Source organism: Alphaproteobacteria bacterium (genome assembly GCA_019635875.1).
Classification (GTDB): Bacteria; Pseudomonadota; Alphaproteobacteria; order Reyranellales; family Reyranellaceae; genus JAFAZJ01.
In genome coordinates this window covers 239,743-258,069 of record JAHBYP010000004.1, presented here as the reverse complement: position 1 = coordinate 258,069, position 18,327 = coordinate 239,743, and the positions used below count along the sequence as shown (strand labels likewise).

At 67.3% G+C, this 18,327-nt stretch carries 16 protein-coding genes; 1 reads left to right on the top strand and 15 read right to left on the bottom strand.

Annotation, left to right across the window (positions count from 1 at the left end):
- Positions 1 to 3: 3 nt before the first annotated feature.
- Both KF889_16005 and KF889_16000 read right to left on the bottom strand, forming a co-directional pair.
- Positions 4 to 582, bottom strand: a complete 579-nt coding sequence (locus tag KF889_16005; protein ID MBX3500943.1) for a hypothetical protein — start codon at positions 580 to 582, stop codon at positions 4 to 6.
- Positions 583 to 612: 30 nt separating this feature from the next.
- Entirely contained in the window at positions 613 to 1,932 is a 1,320-nt protein-coding gene (locus tag KF889_16000; protein MBX3500942.1) for a proline--tRNA ligase, read from the bottom strand.
- A 131-nt stretch (positions 1,933 to 2,063) separates the two neighbouring features.
- Here KF889_16000 and KF889_15995 point away from each other — a divergent pair, with 131 nt between their 5' ends.
- Positions 2,064 to 3,356 (top strand): NCS2 family permease, encoded by a 1,293-nt coding sequence (locus KF889_15995; GenBank protein MBX3500941.1) that lies wholly within the window; start codon positions 2,064 to 2,066, stop codon positions 3,354 to 3,356.
- Between the two features lie 268 nt (positions 3,357 to 3,624).
- On the opposite strand, the gene KF889_15990 is transcribed toward KF889_15995, so the two are convergent.
- From KF889_15990 to nuoF, 13 genes are all read right to left on the bottom strand, one after another.
- Positions 3,625 to 3,858: a DUF1467 family protein gene (locus KF889_15990; protein MBX3500940.1), complete on the bottom strand. Its 234-nt coding sequence runs from the start codon at positions 3,856 to 3,858 to the stop codon at positions 3,625 to 3,627.
- Complete coding sequence (locus KF889_15985) at positions 3,855 to 5,522, bottom strand: ribonuclease J (protein ID MBX3500939.1); 1,668 nt, start codon at positions 5,520 to 5,522, stop codon at positions 3,855 to 3,857. The genes KF889_15990 and KF889_15985 overlap by 4 nt, the downstream gene beginning before the upstream one ends.
- Before the next feature lie 208 nt (positions 5,523 to 5,730).
- A complete protein-coding gene (locus KF889_15980; GenBank protein ID MBX3500938.1) occupies positions 5,731 to 6,504 on the bottom strand; it encodes a type III pantothenate kinase in 774 nt (257 codons plus the stop codon).
- A gap of 13 nt (positions 6,505 to 6,517) precedes the next feature.
- Positions 6,518 to 7,261, bottom strand: a complete 744-nt coding sequence (locus KF889_15975) for a biotin--[acetyl-CoA-carboxylase] ligase (GenBank protein MBX3500937.1) — start codon at positions 7,259 to 7,261, stop codon at positions 6,518 to 6,520.
- Positions 7,258 to 8,694 (bottom strand): NADH-quinone oxidoreductase subunit NuoN, encoded by a 1,437-nt coding sequence (gene nuoN, locus KF889_15970; GenBank protein MBX3500936.1) that lies wholly within the window; start codon positions 8,692 to 8,694, stop codon positions 7,258 to 7,260. Before nuoN ends, KF889_15975 begins: the two co-directional genes overlap by 4 nt.
- A 139-nt stretch (positions 8,695 to 8,833) precedes the next feature.
- Positions 8,834 to 10,348 carry an NADH-quinone oxidoreductase subunit M gene (locus tag KF889_15965; protein MBX3500935.1) on the bottom strand — a complete coding sequence of 505 codons (1,515 nt, stop codon included), beginning with the start codon at positions 10,346 to 10,348 and terminating at the stop codon, positions 8,834 to 8,836.
- Positions 10,349 to 10,350: 2 nt separating this feature from the next.
- A complete protein-coding gene (gene nuoL, locus KF889_15960; protein ID MBX3500934.1) occupies positions 10,351 to 12,357 on the bottom strand; it encodes an NADH-quinone oxidoreductase subunit L in 2,007 nt (668 codons plus the stop codon).
- A gap of 28 nt (positions 12,358 to 12,385) precedes the next feature.
- Positions 12,386 to 12,694 carry an NADH-quinone oxidoreductase subunit NuoK gene (gene nuoK / locus KF889_15955; protein ID MBX3500933.1) on the bottom strand — a complete coding sequence of 103 codons (309 nt, stop codon included), beginning with the start codon at positions 12,692 to 12,694 and terminating at the stop codon, positions 12,386 to 12,388.
- Between the two features lies 1 nt (position 12,695).
- Complete coding sequence (locus KF889_15950; GenBank protein MBX3500932.1) at positions 12,696 to 13,310, bottom strand: NADH-quinone oxidoreductase subunit J; 615 nt, start codon at positions 13,308 to 13,310, stop codon at positions 12,696 to 12,698.
- A gap of 166 nt (positions 13,311 to 13,476) precedes the next feature.
- A complete protein-coding gene (nuoI, locus tag KF889_15945) occupies positions 13,477 to 13,965 on the bottom strand; it encodes an NADH-quinone oxidoreductase subunit NuoI (GenBank protein MBX3500931.1) in 489 nt (162 codons plus the stop codon).
- Between the two features lie 10 nt (positions 13,966 to 13,975).
- On the bottom strand, positions 13,976 to 14,998 hold the full coding sequence (gene nuoH, locus KF889_15940) for an NADH-quinone oxidoreductase subunit NuoH (GenBank protein MBX3500930.1): 1,023 nt from the start codon (positions 14,996 to 14,998) through the stop codon (positions 13,976 to 13,978).
- Positions 14,999 to 15,002: 4 nt separating this feature from the next.
- The gene (gene nuoG / locus KF889_15935) at positions 15,003 to 17,027 is read right to left on the bottom strand and encodes an NADH-quinone oxidoreductase subunit NuoG (GenBank protein ID MBX3500929.1); all 2,025 of its coding nucleotides are present in this window, start codon (positions 17,025 to 17,027) and stop codon (positions 15,003 to 15,005) included.
- Positions 17,028 to 17,040: 13 nt separating this feature from the next.
- On the bottom strand, positions 17,041 to 18,327 hold the full coding sequence (nuoF, locus tag KF889_15930) for an NADH-quinone oxidoreductase subunit NuoF (protein ID MBX3500928.1): 1,287 nt from the start codon (positions 18,325 to 18,327) through the stop codon (positions 17,041 to 17,043).

Here is an 18,327-nt window from a genome sequence, read left to right as displayed (position 1 = left end):
AACCTACCGCGCGCCCGCGTCGGCCAGCATGCGCGCGACGTTCTGGACGAACTCCTCCATCTGCCTGGCGCCCGCGGCGCCGCTGGCGGCCGGCACGCTGACCCGGATCTTGATGAAATGACGCCGGTATCCCGTCATGGCGACGAGGCTGACGGTTTCCACATCACCGCGCACGACGCGGTAGCTTGCGGCGAGAAACTCGACGGAACTGGCCCGGATCGGTTGCTCGGACAGGGGCTGCGGCTCGGGCTGCTTGATGTGGCGCTGGTACGCGACGATCTCGTTGCGCGCCCGGCTGAATTGCGTGCGCACGGTCTCATTGTCCGTACCGTTCGGAATGTTCGGGTTGCCGGCATCATAGACGTAGACCGATCCGGCGAATCCCGGAGCGCGATACTCGATGCCATGGCCGAGCCCCGCCCGCGGGTAGCGCTCGCCCTTCCACAATGGCACCGATCCGAGCCGATCGGGAAACTGCAGCCCGACCTCCATCACGAGGTATTCGGCCCGCGCGGCACCGGCCTGCAGGGCAAGGCCAAGACAGGCAAGCAGCAGGACGGTGTAGCGAAGCAATGCGCGCATGCTCGTCCCCTTCGTTGACCGCCCGTGCGATCAGGCGCCGAAACGCGTCAGCAGGGCCTCCGGCGCCATCTCCTCGCGCTGGCCGGTCCTGCGGTTCTTGACCTCCACCTTGCCGGCGGCGACGCCCTTGGGGCCGACGATCACCTGCCAGGGCAGGCCGATCAGGTCCATGTCGGCGAACTTGGTGCCGGGACGCAGGTCGCGATCGTCGTGCAGCGTGTCCACGCCCGCCGCGCGCAGCCGGTCGTAGAGCGTCCGGCAGGCGCCGGAGACCGCGCCGTCGTCGGGCTTGAGGTTGACCAGGCCGACCTTGAACGGCGCCACCGCGTCGGGCCAGATGATGCCGTTGGCGTCGTGGCTGGCCTCGATGATGGCACCCATCAGCCGGGACACGCCGATGCCGTAGGAGCCCATCTCGACGGTGATGTTCTCGCCGTTCGGGCCGGCGACCACGGCATTGAGCGGCTTCGAGTAATTGGTGCCGAAATAGAAGATGTGGCCGACCTCGATGCCGCGCGCCGAGACGCGGCGATCCGCGGGCACCTCCGCCTCGAAGCGCGCCTGGTCGTGCATCTCGTCGGTGGCGGCGTAGAGCGACGTCCATTCGTTGACCGTGGGCTGCAGGTCGCCCTCGAAATCCACCGTGCGGCCCAGGATATCCTTGTCGACCAGCCCCTTGTCGCAGAACACCGCGCTCTCGCCGGTGTCGGCGAGGATGATGAACTCGTGGCTGAGATCGCCGCCGATCGGGCCGGTGTCGGCGCGCATCGGGATCGCCTTCAGGCCCATGCGTGCGAAGGTGCGCAGATAAGCCACGAACATCTTGTTGTAGGAGCGGATGGCGCCTGCCTTGTCGAGATCGAAGGAGTAGTTGTCCTTCATCAGGAATTCGCGCCCGCGCATGACGCCGAAGCGCGGCCGCACCTCGTCGCGGAACTTCCACTGGATGTGATAGAGGTTGCGCGGCAGGTCGCGATAGCTCCTCACCGCGTCGCGGAAGATGACGGTGATCACCTCCTCGTTGGTCGGGCCGTAGAGCATCTCGCGCTCGTGGCGATCGACGAAGCGCAGCATCTCCGGGCCGTAGGCGTCGTAGCGCCCGCTCTGGCGCCACAGATCGGCCGACTGGATGGTCGGCATCAGCACTTCCTGCGCGCCCGATGCGTCCTGCTCCTCGCGCACGATCTGCTCGATTTTGCGCAGCACGCGGTAGCCCAGCGGCAGCCAGGCGTAGATGCCGGCGCTCATCTGGCGCACCAGCCCGGCGCGCAGCATCAGGCGATGCGAGACGATCTGCGCCTCGGCGGGCGTCTCCTTGAGGGTCGGCAGGAAATATTGGCTGAGGCGCATGTCGGGAGGGGTCCAATGCCGTTCGATTGCGCGCGAATTTAGGCGGACCGGCGCGTCATGGCAAACCGCGCTGGCCGCGCCCCGGCCACGTGGCCCACAATGGGCCCCGTTCGACGATCTGGGGGGAATCCGTGCTCGATTCGATCTTCAAGCTCAACGAGAACAGGACGAACGTCAGGACCGAGGTGCTGGCCGGGATCACCACGTTCCTGACCATGGCCTACATCATCTTCGTCAACCCCGACATCCTGTCCAAGGCCGGCATGCCGCGCGACGCGGTGTTCGCCAGCACCTGCATCGCCGCAGCCGTTGGCTGCGCGCTGATGGGCTTTCTCGCCAATTACCCGATCGCGCTGGCGCCCGGCATGGGGCTCAACGCCTATTTCGCCTTCGGCGTGGTCGGCGGCATGGGCCACAGCTGGCAGGTGGCGCTGGGCTGCGTGTTCCTGTCGGGCATCCTGTTCTTCATCCTGAGCGTGCTGCCGGTGCGGGAGTGGATCGTCAACGCGATCCCCAAATCACTGAAGATGGCGATCGCCGCCGGCATCGGCCTGTTCCTGGCGCTGATCGCACTGCAGAGCGCCAAGATCGTCGTCGACCATCCCGCCACCCTGATCGGCGCCGGCGACCTCAAGAGCTGGCCGGTGCTGCTGGCGGCGCTCGGCTTCGTGCTGATCATCGCGCTCGACCAGTTCAAGATCCCCGGCGCGGTGATCATCGGCGTGCTGGCGGTGACCGGCGCCTCGATCGCCCTGGGGGCGAGCACATTCGGCGGCATTGTCGGCACGCCACCCAGCCCGGCGCCGGTTTTCCTGCAGATGGATCTTGCCGGCGCGTTCAACGTCGGGCTGGTGACCGTGGTGTTCGCCTTCCTGTTCGTCGACCTGTTCGACAACACCGGCACGCTGATCGCGCTGGCGCATCGCGGCGGCTTCATGGACAAGGACGGCAAGGTGCCCCGCCTGCGCAACGCGCTGGTCGCCGATTCGAGCGCCGCCATGGCCGGCGCGGCGATCGGCACCTCGACTACCACCAGCTACATCGAGAGCGCCTCGGGCATCAACGCCGGCGGCCGCACCGGTCTGACTGCGGTCGTGGTCGGCATCCTGTTCCTGGCGGCGCTGTTCTTCGCGCCGCTCGCCGGCTCGGTGCCGCCCTGGGCGACCGCGCCGGCGCTGTTCTATGTCGCTTGCCTGATGGCGCGCGGGCTGACCGAGATCGAATGGAACGACGTCACCGAGGCGGCGCCGGCGATGGTGACGGCGCTCGCCATGCCCTTCACCTTCTCGATCGCCGAAGGCATTGCCTTCGGATTCATCACCTACGCCGCGGTCAAGCTCGCCGCCTGGCGCTGGAAGGAAATTCATCCGGCGGTGGCGATCCTGGCGGCGCTGTTCGTCCTGAAATTCGCGGTGATCGGCTGACCACAGAAAACTCACGGCAATTGTATGTCTGCTGACGATCGGGAGGCGTGGGCGCCGTTCCAAAAACAAGTGCCCACTCGCAAGAATTAGTCCTAGCCGCGCCGCGAAATCTCGGCTACGTAACCTGCGTCGGGAAAGACCGGGGTGCGCCCCAGCCCGAGTTTCTAGGGAGGAAAATCCGTCACTGGCGGACGAGTGCGCCAAAGAAGCGCATCGGGGATCCAAAAACTGGTCAAGGTGAACGGCAAACCCTCGGGGTTTGCCGTTTCTACTTTCGCAGTCCGAAGACGTCGACGACCCAGACGACGTACCAGACGCACCACAGCACCGCCGTGATCGCCGTGCAGATCAGCGCCTTGCGCCGCAACTGGGGCTTCTCCGGCGCGCCGCGATCGACGCCGGGCGTCGGATCCTCGACGCGGCGCACGCCCAGCGGCAGCACGGCGAAGATCACCGTCCACCAGATGACGGCGAAGACCAGGATGTAGGTGACCCAGCTCATGCCGCGGCCGCCGGCAAGCGCACGACATGCACGTCGGTGACCGGCTTCTTGTCGAAGCGCGCCTTGTAGACGCGGCGGATCGCGCGCCGCGCGGCCTCGGCGACCTGCTCGTCGTCGCGCGCCTCGGCGGTGGAGAGATCGTGCACGGCGGCGCGGATCGCCTCGAGGGCCGCGTCGTGCGCCTCGGCGACGATCGCGTCGTCGTCGAGGCCATGCACGGTGAGTGTCGCCGGCACGGCCAGGTGACCCCGACCGTCGAGCACCACGGTGGCCACGGCGGCGCCGTTCCACAGCATCTTGCGCCGCTCGCGCAGGCCCTCGCCGTCCATCGGCACGATGCGCGTGCCGTCGCGCGCCAGCCGGCCGGCCGGCACGTTGTCGATCACCACCGCAGGGCCCGGCGCCAGGCGCACCATGCTGCCATTGGGCGCCACGATCGCCGTCGGCACCTGGGTGTCGCGTGCCAGCGCAGCGTGCTCGACGAGATGGCGGTACTCGCCATGCACCGGCACGGCGACCTGCGGGCGCACCCACTGGTAGAGCCGCACCAGCTCGTCGCGCGCGGGATGGCCGGAGACGTGGATCGAGGCGTCGCGGTCGGTGACGATCTCGACGCCGCGCTGGGCCAGCAGGTTCTGGATGCGGCCGATGGCCTTCTCGTTGCCCGGGATGACGCGCGAGGAGAAGATCACGCTGTCGCCGGGCTGCAGTTGGACGTCGCGGTTCTCGCCCTGCGCCAGCCGCGCCAGCGCCGCGCGCGGCTCGCCCTGGCTGCCGGTGCAGATCAGACAGACCTTCTCGCGCGGCAGCCAGCCGGCGTCGCGCTCGCTCACCGTGGGCGGGAAATCGAGCAGGTAGCCATTGTCCTTCGCCGCGCCCACCATGCGATGCAGCGCGCGGCCGACCAGCACCGGATGCCGGTCGGCCGCCACGGCGGCCAGCGCGATGCTCTCGACGCGCGCCAGATTGGAGGCGAAGCAGGTCACCGCGACCATGGCCCTGCGCCGGCGGATCAACGCCGCCAGCTCGTCGCGCACGTCGGACTCCGAGCCCGATTCGCCCTCGACGAAGACATTGGTCGAATCGCAGACCATCGCCAGCACGCCCTCGCCGCCGATGCGCCGCAGCGCCGCCTCATCGGTGACCGCGCCGATCAGCGGCTCGGGGTCGATCTTCCAGTCGCCGGTGTGCATCACCGTGCCGAACGGGGTGCGGATCGCCACGGCGTTGGGCTCGGGGATGGAGTGCGTCATGGTGACGAATTCGAGCTCGAAGGGCGGCAGCGACAGCTTGCCGCCCAGCGGCACCTCGGTGATCGGCACCTCGCCCTCGATGCCGGCCTCGCCGAGCTTGCGCCGCAGCACCGAGGCGGCGAAAGGCGTGGCGTAGACCGGGCAACGCAGGCGCGGCCACAGATCGGGCACGGCGCCGAGATGATCCTCGTGCGCGTGAGTGATGATGATGCCCAGCAGGTCGGCGCGCCGTTCCTCGATGAAGGTCGGATCGGGCATCAGCACGTCAAGGCCGGCGGCCGCGTCGTCGGCGAAGGTGACGCCGAGATCGAGCATCAGCCACTTGCCGCGGCAGCCGTAGAGATTGAGGTTCATGCCGATCTCGCCGGCTCCGCCCAGCGGCAGGAAGACGAGCTCGTCGTTCGGGGTCATGGACGAACCTCTTTCCTTCTCCCCGCGAAGGCGGGGAGAAGGTGCCCGAAGGGCGGATGAGGGGCTTCGCGGAGTCTCGACAGCACCGGCGTTCGTGTTGCGCGAGGAAGCCCCTCATCCGCCTCGCTGGCGCTCGGCACCTTCTCCCCGCCTTCGCGGGGAGAAGGAAGATGCAGCCGCCGCCGAGTCATCGCCGGATAACCCACCTTCAGGCCCTGCGGTTGCGGCGCCAGACCTCGAGCAGGCCCAGCGACATCAGGTCTGGCTCGATGGCGTCGAACAGGTGCACCTCGCTCTCGAACACCGGCGCCAGGCCGCCGGTGGCGATCACCTTCATCGGCTCGCCGTATTCCGTCTTGATGCGCTTGATCAGGCTCTCGATCAGGCCGACATAGCCCCAGAAGATGCCGGATTGCATGGCCGGCACGGTGGCCCTGCCGATCACCTTCGCCGGCTTCTCGACGCGGATGCGCGGCAGGCGCGCGGTCATCAGGTAGAAGGCCTCGATGGTGAACTCGACGCCGGGCGAGATCACGCCGCCGACGAAATTGCCGTCCCTGTCGGCGATGTCGAAGGTCGTGGCGCTGCCGAAATCGACGGTGACCAGCGGCCCGCCATGGCGCGTGTGGCCGGCTATCACGCCGACCAGGCGGTCGGGGCCAGCGTCCTGCGGCCGGTCGATCAGCACCTGGATGCCGAGGTGACAGTCGGGCTCGCCGACGATGAGCAGCCTGGTGTCGAAATAGCTTTCGCACAGCCGACGGATGTTGGGGTTCACCGCCGGCGCCGTGCTGGCCATGATCGCGCCCTCGACCGCTCGCGGATTGATGTCCTTCAGGCCCATCAGCTGCGTCAGCCAGGCGCCGTACTCGTCGGCCGTGCGCTTGGCCTCGGTGCGCAGCCGGAACTGCGCGACGATGCGATCGCCGTCGAACAGCGCGAACTTGCTGTTGGTGTTGCCGACATCGATCGCCAGCAGCATGCGGGCCTCCGGATCAGGCGCGGGGCGGGAAGATGTCGCCGGCGGTGATCCGCCGGACACCGCCGCCGTCGGTTTGCAGCAGCAGCGCCCCCTGCTCGTCAAGGTCGACGAATCGGCCACGAAGCGCCGTCTCGCCCAGCGATATCTCGATGTCGCGATCCAGCCAGGCGGCGCGGCGCAGCCATGCGGTGCGCGTGGCGGCGAAACCGCCTGTGCGCCACTCCCCGTAACGCCGCGCCAGCGCGCCGACATAGGCCTCGAATACCGTGTCGGTCGATGTCGTCGAGCCCAGCGCCGACAGATGGGTCGCGCCATAGCGCGTCGCCGGCGGTGCGCTGGCGACGTTGATGCCGACGCCGATCACGACATGGCCGACAAGGCCCCCCTCACCGATGGCCGATTCCAGCAGGATGCCGGAGATCTTGGCGTCGTCGACCAGCACGTCGTTGGGCCACTTGATCGCCACGCGATGCGCCGGATCGATCTGCGCCTCGGCCATGTCAGCGACGGCCAGCGCGGCGACGAAGCTGAGCTGCGCCGCTTCGACCGGCGGCACGGGCGGACGCAGGATGGTCGAGGAATAGACGTTGCCCGGCGGCGAGTCCCAGCCGCGACCGCGGCGCCCCCTGCCCGCCTCCTGGCGCAGGGCGCGAACGACGGTTCCCTCGGGCGCGCCGGCCTCGGCCCGCGCCATGGCGTCGTCGTTGGTGCTGCCGACGGTGTCGAGCGTGACGACCGACCAGCCGGCCGGGATCATCGCACGAAGAAGGCGTGCGCCGCGGCCTGCGCGGAAGACAGGAAGGGCGACTGGAAGACCAGGAAGACCGGGAAGACGAACACCGCCATCACGGCCATGACGGAGCCCATCGATGTCTCGACCTTGTCGAACGGCGCCACCGGATCGTCGAGGAACATCACCTTGATGATGCGCAGGTAGTAGTAGGCACCCACCACCGAGGCCGCGACGCCCAGTGCCGAGGCCCAGTACAGCCCGGCATTGATGGCGGCGAGGAAGACGTTGAGCTTGCCGAAGAAGCCGGCCAGTGGCGGGATGCCGGCCATCGAGAACATGAAGAACAGCAGCGCCAGCGCCATGCGGGGATGATTGCGCCACAGGCCGGCGAGATCGGCGATGCGCTCGACGGCGATGCCGCCGCGGCGCATCGAGAGGATGCAGGCGAAGGTGCCGACGCTCATCGCCAGGTAGATGATCATGTAGATCACCACCGAGCGGATGCCCTCCTCGGTGCCGGCGGCGAGGCCGAGCAGCGCATAGCCCATGTTGCCGATCGAGGAGTAGGCCATCAGGCGCTTGATGTTCTCCTGGCGGATCGCGGCGAAGGCGCCCCAGGCCATCGAGGCGACCGAGACCATGATCAGGATCTGCTGGGACTGCGCCATCAGCGGCCGGAACGGGCCCATGACGATGGCGACCAGCAGGCCGAGCGCGGCGATCTTGGGCGCCACCGAGAACAGCGCCGTCACCGGCGTCGGCGCGCCCTCGTAGACGTCGGGCGTCCACATGTGGAACGGCACGGCCGAGACCTTGAAGACCAGGCCGGCGAGGATGAACACCAGCCCGATCACCGCACCCACTGACGGCGCGCCGACGGCGAAGACCTTGGCGATGGCGGCGAAGTTGGTCGTGCCGGCGAAGCCGTACACCAGCGAAGCACCGTAGAGCATCATGCAGGACGCCACGGCGCCCAGCACGAAATACTTCACCCCGGCTTCGGTCGAACGCGCGCTGTCGCGCTGGAACGCGGCCACGACATAGAGCGCCAGCGACTGCATCTCGAGACCGACATAGAGCGTCATCAGGTCGGCCGACGACAGCATGATCATCATGCCCAAGGTCGCCAGCACGATGATCACCGGAAACTCGAAGCGCCAGGCGCCCTCTCGGCGCATGAAGCTGCCCGACATCAGGATGGCCAGCGCCGAACCGAGCAGCGACAGCGCCTTCATCGCCATGGTGAAGGGCGTGTTGAGGAACAGGCCGTTGAAGGCCGTGCCCGTCTGACCCCAGATCACCGCCGCGGCGGCGCCGACCAGCAGCGCCATGGAAAGCCACGCCACGAGATCGGCCGACCGCTCGCCGCGAAAGGCGCCGATCATCAGCAGCACCATGGCGCCTGCCGCCAGGATCATCTCGGGGGTGGCGATCTGCCAGTTTTCCAGTCCGACCATGCTCGCGGGTCCCCTAACGCATGTCCCGTGACGTTGGAAGCACGGCTGTCATCCCGAGCGTAGCGAGGGATCCAGGATGCCCACTGGATCCCTCGCTACGCTCGGGATGACAGGTGGGACGAATCGACCGAATCATGGGCTAGCGCAACATGGCGGTCTTACCCGCCGCCTGGAGCGCCGCGCCGTAATCCGCCACCAGCTTGGCGACCGAGGCGTCCATCACTTCGAGGAAGGTCTGCGGGTAGACGCCCATCCAGATCGTCATCAGAACGATGGGCGCGAAGATGGCGATCTCGCGCGGATTCATGTCGAGCATCGCCTTGACGTCCGGCTTGACCAGCTTGCCGAAGCAGATGCGCCAGTAGAGATACAGCGCATAGGCGGCGCCCAGAATGACGCCCAGCGAGGCGATGGCCGCCACCCAGGTATTGGCCTTGAAGGCGCCGGTCAGCACCAGGAACTCGCCGACGAAGCCCGACAGGCCCGGCAGACCGACGCTGGCCATGGTGAAGAACATGAAGACCAGCGCGTAGCGCGGCATGTTGTCCGACAGGCCGCCGTAACGGGCGATCTCGCGCGTGTGCAGGCGATCGTAGACCACGCCGACGCAGAGGAAGAGCGCGCCGGAGACCAGGCCGTGGCTCAGCATCTGGAACAGCGCGCCCTGCACGCCCTGCGTGTTCATCACGAAGATGCCGATGGTGACGAAGCCCATATGGGCGACCGAGGAATAGGCGATCAGCTTCTTCATGTCCTCCTGCGCCAGCGCCACCAGCGAGGTGTAGACCACGGCGATGCAGCTCAGCACGAAGATGAAGGGGGTGAAGAAGTCCGAGGCCAGCGGCAGCATCGGGATCGAGAAGCGGATGAAGCCGTAGGCGCCCATCTTCAGGAGCACGCCGGCCAGGATCACCGAGCCCGCCGTCGGCGCCTGCACGTGCGCGTCGGGCAGCCAGGTGTGCACCGGCCACATCGGCACCTTCACGGCGAAGGAGGCGAAGAAGGCCAGCCACAGCCAGATCTGCCATTCCTGCGGCAGCTTCAGGGTGGCGATGATGGTCGGGATGTCGGTGGTGCCGGCCTTGAAGTAGATCGCCAGGATGGCCAGCAGCATGAAGACGGAGCCGGCCAGGGTGTAAAGGAAGAACTTGAAGGCGGCGTAGATCTTGTCCTTGCCGCCCCAGATTCCGATGATCAGGAACATCGGGATCAGCACGGCCTCGAAGAAGATGTAGAACACCATGAAGTCGAGCGCGCAGAACATGCCGACCATGAAGGTCTCGAGCACGAGGAACGCGACCATGTACTCGCGCACGCGGGTCTCGATCGCCTGCCAGCTCGCCAGGATGCACAACGGCGTCAGGAAGGTCGACAGCAGCACGAACGGCATCGAGATGCCGTCGACGCCCATGTGATAGGCGATGTTGTAGGCCGGGATCCACTCGACCTGCTCGCGCAGCTGGAAGCCCGAATTGCGCGAGTCGAAGCCGAACCAGATGAACAGCGAGACGATGAAGGTCGCGATCGACGTCCACAGCGCGGCATGCTTGGCGTTGGCGACGCCGACCTCGCCGTTGCGGGTGAACAGCAGGATCCACGCCGCGCCGATCAGCGGCAGGAAGGTGGTGAGCGAAAGGACGGGCCAGCTTGCCATGGTCATTGCCCGCGCGAGAGCATGTACCAGGTGACCAGGACCGCGACCCCGATCAGCATGGCGAACGCGTAGTGGTAGAGATAACCGCTCTGGGCGCGGCCCAGGACGCCGGCCAGGCGCGTGGCGCCGCGCGCCAGGCCGTTGGGCCCGACCTCGTCGATGATGCCGACATCGCCCTTCTTCCAGAGCTGCCGGCCCAGCCACATCGAGGGCTTCACGAACAGGAAGTCGTAGAGCTCGTCGAAGTACCACTTGTTGAACGAGAAGCGGTACAGGAACGGATACGCCGCCGCCGTCTGCGCCGGCAGGCTGGGCTTCTGCACGTAGAAGCGATACGCCAGCGCGATGCCCGATATCGCCATGACCAGCGGCAGCACCTTGACCCATAGCGGCGCGTTGTGCGCGTCGTGCAGAGCGTGGTGCTCACTGAGAATCAGCACCGAGCCACGCCAGAACTGCTCGAGCCCGTCGCCGACGAAGATATTGTAGGCGACACCGCCGGCGATCACCGCGCCCAGCGCCAGCACGTAGAGCGGCACCAGCATGACGCCGGGCGCCTCGTGCGGCTCGTGATGGCCGTCATGGCCATGGCCGTGCGCATCATGACCGTGGCCGTGCGCATCGGCCCAGCGCGGCGCGCCGTGGAACGTCATGAACATCAGGCGCGAGGAGTAGAATGCGGTCATGAACGCGGCGGCGATGCCCAGCCAGAAGGCGATCATGCCGACCGTGGTGTGGGCGCTGAACGCCGATTCGAGGATGATGTCCTTGGAGTAGAACCCGGCGAATCCGATGCCATGGCCGCCGATCACCGGGATGCCGATGCCGGCCAGTGCCAGGGTGCCGATCCACATCAGCCAGTAGGTCTGCGGGATCTTGTCCTTGAGCCCGCCCATGCGGCGCATGTCCTGCTCGTGGTGCATCGCATGGATCACCGCGCCGGCGCCGAGGAACAGCAGCGCCTTGAAGAAGGCGTGCGTCATCAGGTGGAACATGCCGGCCGGATAGGCCGAGACGCCGAGCGCGAAGAACATGTAGCCGAGCTGGCTGCAGGTCGAGTACGCGACCACCCGTTTGATGTCGAACTGGGTCAGGCCGACCGTGGCGGCGAAGAACGCGGTACCGGCGCCGACCAGCGTCACGACGTCGAGCGCGGTCTGCGAGTACTCGAACAGCGGCGAGCAGCGCGCCACCATGAAGATGCCGGCGGTGACCATGGTCGCGGCATGGATCAGCGCGGAGACCGGCGTCGGGCCTTCCATGGCGTCCGGCAGCCAGGTGTGCAGGCCAAGCTGCGCCGACTTGCCCATGGCGCCGACGAAGAGCAGCAGGCAGACCGTGGTCAGCGCCGGCACCTCGGCGCCGAGGAACGGGAAGGTGGCCCTGGCGATCTCCGGCGCGGCCTTGAAGATGGCGTCGAACTGAACCGAGCCGGTCAGCATGAAGATGGCGAAAATGCCCAGCGCGAAGCCGAAATCGCCGACGCGGTTGACGATGAAGGCCTTGATCGCCGCGGCGTTGGCCGAGGGCCTGTCGTACCAGAAGCCGATCAGCAGGTAGGAGGCGAGACCGACGCCTTCCCAGCCGAAGAACAGCTGCACCAGATTGTCCGCCGTCACCAGCATCAGCATGGCGAAGGTGAACAGGCTGAGATAGGCCATGAAGCGCGGCACGCTCTTGTCCTCGGCCATGTAGCCGACCGAGTAGAGGTGGACCATCGACGACACTGTCGTGACGACGATCAGCATGACCGCCGTCAGCGTGTCGGCGCGCAGCGCCCAAAGCACCTCGAAGGTGCCCGAGGAGATCCAGGTGGCGATGCGGATCGTGCCGCCGGCCTCGCCGAAGCCGATCTTGAAGAAGACGAACCACGAGAGCGCCGCGGCGATCAGCAGCGCGCCGGTCGTCACGACCTGCGCACCCCGGTCGCCGATCGCGCGGCCGAAGACGCCGGCGATGAACGCGGCCAGCAGCGGCAGGAAGACGATGAGCTTGACGGCGAGATCCATGACGCGCGCGCGGAACCGGGACCGGCCCCTACCCCTTCATCAGGTTGATGTCCTCGACCGCGATGGTGCCGCGGTTCCGGAAATAGACGACGAGGATGGCGAGCCCGATGGCCGCCTCGGCGGCGGCCACCGTCAGCACCAGCATGGCGAAGACCTGACCGGTCATGTCGCCGAGATGCGCCGAGAAGGCCACCAGGTTGATGTTCACCGCCAGCAGCATCAGCTCGACCGACATCAGGATGACGATGACGTTCTTGCGGTTCAGGAAGATGCCGAAGATGCCCAGGGTGAACAGGATCGCCGCGACGGCGAGGTAGTGCTCGAGGCCGATCTGCATGTCAGATGCCTCCCCCGACCGGGACCTTGACCACGGTGACCGCCTCGTCGCGGGTGCGCGCGATCTGCTCGGCGATCTTCTGGCGGCGCACGCCGGCGCGTTGGCGCAGGGTGAGCACGATGGCGCCGATCATCGCCACCAGGAGCACGACGCCGGCCGCCTGGAAGAGGAAGAAATAGTCGGTGTAGAGCACCTTGCCGATCGCCTCGGTGTTGCTGGTCCTGGCCAGCGCTGCCTGGTTGGCGGCGATGCTGCCGGCGGCAGTCGGCGACACCACCCAGACACCCAGCGCCAGCATCAGCTCTGCAAACAGCACCAGGCCGACGGCGGCGCCGATCGGCAGGTATCTCAGGAATCCCTGGCGCAGTTCGGCGAGATTGATGTCGAGCATCATCACGACGAACAGGAACAGCACCGCGACGGCGCCGACATAGACGATGATCAGGATCATCGCGATGAACTCCGCGCCCAGCAGCAGGAAGAGCGCGGCGGAATTGAAGAACGCCAGGATCAGGTAGAGCACCGAGTGCACGGGATTGCGCGCGGCGATCACCATGAAGGCCGAGACCACGGTCACGGCGGCGAAGGCGTAGAAGGCGATGGTCTGGATGATCATGCTGCCGCCTTACCTTCCCCCGGAGGGGGAAGGTGCCCGCAGGGCGGATGGGGGATGTCGAAGACGAACACGGAGCGCGTTGCGGCATCCTCCATCCGTCGCGCTGCGCGCGCCTCCTTCCCCCTCCGGGGGAAGATGAATGAAGGATATGGACCCACCATGACCATCACCGGTACGGCGCGTCCTGGGCCAGGTTGGCCGCGATCTCGGCCTCCCAGCGGTCGCCGTTGGCCAATAGCTTGGCCTTGTCGTACATCAGCTCCTCGCGCGTCTCGGTCGAGAACTCGAAGTTCGGTCCCTCGACGATCGCGTCCACCGGGCACGCTTCCTGGCAGAAGCCGCAGTAGATGCACTTGGTCATGTCGATGTCGTAGCGCGTCGTGCGCCGGCTGCCGTCGGCGCGCGGCTCGGCCTCGATGGTGATCGCCTGGGCCGGGCAGATCGCCTCGCACAGCTTGCAGGCGATGCAGCGCTCCTCGCCGTTGGGATAGCGGCGCAGCGCGTGCTCGCCGCGGAAGCGCGGACTGAGCGGTCCCTTCTCGAAGGGATAGTTGACCGTCACCTTCGGCTTGAACATGTACTTCAAGGTCAGCGCGAAGCCCGAGGCGATCTCGCCGAGCAGCAGCGCGCGGGCCGTCCTGTCGAGCACACCCATCGCCAACTCCTCAATTGCCGCGCGCGTAGGTCACGACGGCGGCCGTCAACACCACCCAGACCAGCGAGAACGGCAGGAACACCTTCCAGCCCAGGCGCATGAGCTGGTCGTAGCGGTACCTCGGCACCGTGCCCTTGGTCCACGAGAAGACGAAGAGCAGCAACGCGATCTTGAGCGCGAACCAGGCGATGCCCGGGATCCAGGTGAAGGGCTCGAACGGCAGCGGCGAATGCCAGCCGCCGAGGAACAGCACAGCGCCCATGCCCGACAGCAGGATCATGTTGGCGTACTCGCCGAGGAAGAACAGGCCGAAGGCCATCGCCGAGTACTCGGTGTGGAAGCCGGCCACCAGCTCGGCCTCGGACATCGGCAGGTCGAACGGCGTGCGGTTGGTCTCGGCCAGGCACGAGATGAAGAAGATGATGAACATCGGGAACAGCGGCAGGAAGTACCAGTTCCAGATGCCACCATCCTGCATCTTCACGATGGTCGTGAGGTTGAGCGAGCCGGCGCACAGCAGCACGGTGATCAGCACGAAGCCGATCGAGACCTCGTAGGACACCATTTGCGCCGCCGAGCGCAGCGCGCCCAGGAAGGCGTATTTCGAGTTGCTCGCCCAGCCGGCGATGATGATGCCGTAGACGCCCAGCGAGGAGATCGCGAACAGGTAGAGGATGCCGACATTGATATCGGCGATAACCCAGCCGTCGTCGAACGGCACCACCGCCCAGGCAACCAGCGCGGTGATGAAGGTGATCATCGGCGCCAGGATGAACAGCACCCGGCTGGCGCCGCTGGGGATGATGGTCTCCTTGAGGAACAGCTTGGCGCCGTCGGCCAGCGGCTGCAGCAGGCCGAACGGGCCGACCACGTTGGGACCGCGCCGCAGCTGGATCATGCCCCAGATCTTGCGGTCGGCGTAGGTCATGTAGGCGACCGCGACCAGCAGCGGCACGGTCACCAGCAGGCACTGCCCGACGATGACGAGCAGCTGGCCGAGCCAGTGCTGGGTGAAGAACTGCGCCAGCGTCATCGCCCTACTCCGCCGCCACGGCGAGGCTGGCGCGGCGCTGCGCCGTGCAGTCCGCCATCACGCGCGAGGCCCGGCTGATCGGGCAGGTCATGTAGAAATTCGCCACCGTCGAGCGCAGCGGCGCGTCACCCAGCCCGCCGTCCTGGCCGAACTCGCCCCAGGCGCCCGCCTTCTGCCGGTCGATCGCGGCGAAGACCGGGTTCACGGCGACGAGGCGCGCACGCACCTGGTCGATCGTGTCGTAGGCCAACGGCTTGCTCAGCACGCCGGACAGCGCGCGCAGGATCGCCCAGTCCTCGCGCGCCTCGCCCGGCGGATAGGACGCGCGCTTGGCCAGCTGCACGCGTCCCTCGGTGTTGACGTAGACGCCCGGCTTCTCGGTATAGGCGGCGCCCGGCAGGATCACGTCGGCGCGATGCGCGCCGGCATCGCCGTGATGGCCCTGGTAGACCACGAAGGCCTTGCCCAGACGCGAGGTGTCGAACTCGTCGGCCGCGAGCAGGTAGACGAGATCGATCGAGCCGTCCTCGCAGCCCTTGAGGATACCCTCGACGCCGCCGTCCACCGCCAGGCCGAGATCGAGACCGCCGACCCGCGCCGCCGCCGTGTGCAGCACGCAGAAGCCGTTCCACTCGTCGCTGACCGAGGCCAGCGCACGCGCCCTGGCGAGGATCGCCGCACCATCGGGCCGCGTCAGCGCACCCTGGCCGACGATGATCATCGGCGTCCTGGCGGCCTTCAGCGCCTCGCCGAACGAGCCCAGATCGTCCAACGCCTTCGCGCTCGAGCCCAGCGTCTCGAAGGGATAGGTCAGATCCTCCGGCGCCTCGCCGATCAGGCCGACCTTCAGCCCGCCGTTGAGCGCACGCCGACGGATGCGGGCGTTGAGCACCGGCGCCTCGATCCGCGGGTTGGTGCCCACCAGCAGGATCAGGTCGGCCTTGTCGATGCCGGCGATGCCGGCGTTGAAGATGTAGCCGCCGCGCGGCCCGGCCTGCAGCTGCGTGCCGTCCTGGCGGCACTCCACGCCCCTGGCGCCCAGCGACGTCATCAGGTCCTTGAGCGCGACCATCGCCTCGGCGTCGCACTGGTCGCCGACGATGGCGGCGATGCGCTCGCCCTGGGTCTTGCCGATGCGCTCGGCGATCGCCGCGAATGCCTCGCCCCAGCTCGCCGGCTTCAGCTTGCCGTCGCGGCGCACATAGGGCTGGTCGAGACGCTGGCGCTTCAGCCCGTCGATGGCGTGCCGGGTCTTGTCGGAGATCCACTCCTCGTTGACGTCCTCGTTGACGCGCGGCAGCACGCGCATCACCTCGGCGCCGCGGGTGTCGACGCGGATATTGCTGCCCAGCGCATCCATGACGTCGACCGACTCGGTCTTGCGCAGCTCCCAGGAGCGGGCGTTGAACGCATAGGGCTTCGAGGTCAGCGCGCCCACCGGGCAGAGATCGACGATGTTGCCGGAGAGCTCCGACGTCAGCGTCTTCTGCACGTAGGTGGTGATCTCCATGCCCTCGCCGCGGCCGGTGGCGCCGAGCTCCTCGACGCCCGCCACCTCGGTGGCGAAACGCACGCAGCGGGTGCACTGGATGCAGCGGTTCATCGAGGTCTTGACGATCGGGCCGAGGTCCTTGTCCGGCACCGCGCGCTTGTTCTCATGATAGCGCGTGCGGTCGAAGCCGTAGGCCATCGCCTGGTCCTGCAGATCGCACTCGCCGCCCTGGTCGCAGATCGGGCAGTCGAGGGGATGGTTGATCAGCAGGAACTCCATCACGCCATTGCGGGCCTTCCTGACCACCGGCGTGTCGGTCTTGATCACCATGCCCTCGGCCACCGGCATGGCGCACGACGCGATCGGCTTGGGCGCCTTCTCCTGCTCGACCAGGCACATGCGGCAATTGCCGGCGATCGACAGGCGCTCGTGGTAGCAGAAGCGCGGGATCTCGACGCCGGCCAGCTCGCAGGCCTGCAGCACCGTGATGCCGGCGGGGACCTCGATCTCGATTCCGTCGATCTTCATCTTGGGCATGACGATCTCCGGATCACTGCGCGGCGATGCGGCTCGACTGCCGCTCGACGATGCGCCGCTCCATCTCGGGCCGGAAATGGCGGATCAGGCCCTGGATCGGCCAGGCCGCCGCGTCGCCCAGCGCGCAGATCGTGTGGCCCTCGACCTGCTTGGTGACGTCGTGCAGCACGTCGATCTCCTCGATGCGCGCCTCGCCCCTGACCATGCGTTCCATCACGCGCCACATCCAGCCGGTGCCCTCGCGGCAGGGTGTGCACTGGCCGCAGCTCTCGTGCTTGTAGAAATAGCTCAGCCGGGCGATCGCCTTGATGACGTCGGTCGACTTGTCCATGACGATCACGGCCGCCGTGCCGAGGCCGGACTGCACGTTGCGCAGCGAGTCGAAATCCATCAGGACGTCGTCGCAGATCGATTTCGGGATCAGCGGCACCGAGGCGCCGCCCGGGATCACCGCCAGCAGATTGTCCCAGCCGCCGCGCACGCCGCCGGCATGCCGCTCGATCAGCTCGCGCAGCGGGATGCCCATCTCTTCCTCGACGTTGCACGGCTTGTTCACGTGCCCGGAGATGCAGAAGACCTTGGTGCCGGTGTTGTTGGGCCGGCCGATGCCGGCGAACCAAGCCGCGCCGCGGCGCAGGATGGTCGGCGCCACGGCGATCGACTCGACGTTGTTCACCGTGCTCGGGCAGCCATAGAGCCCGGCGCCGGCCGGGAATGGCGGCTTCAGGCGCGGCATGCCCTTCTTGCCCTCGAGGCTTTCGAGCAGCGCCGTCTCCTCGCCGCAGATATAGGCGCCGGCGCCGCGATGGACGTAGACGTCCATCTTCCATCCCGAGCCGCAGGCGTTGTCGCCCAGCAGGCCGGCGTCGTAGGCCTGCTTGACGGCTGCCTTCAGCCGCATGGCCTCGTCGTAGAACTCGCCGCGCACATAAATGTAGGCGGCGTGCGCCTGCATGGCGAAGCTGGCGACCAGGCAGCCCTCGATCAGCGTGTGCGGATCGTGCCTGAGGATGTCGCGGTCCTTGCAGGTGCCCGGCTCGGACTCGTCGGCGTTGACCACGAGATAATGCGGCCGCGGGCCGACCTCCTTGGGCATGAACGACCATTTCAGCCCGGTCGGGAAGCCGGCGCCGCCGCGGCCGCGCAGGCCCGACTTCTTCATCTCGTCGATGATCCAGTCGCGGCCCTTGGCCAGGATCTCGGCGGTGTTGTCCCAGATGCCGCGCTGGCGCGCGCCCTCCAGCCCCCAGTCGTGGAAGCCGTAGAGGTTGGTGAAGATGCGGTCCTCGTCGCGCAGCAT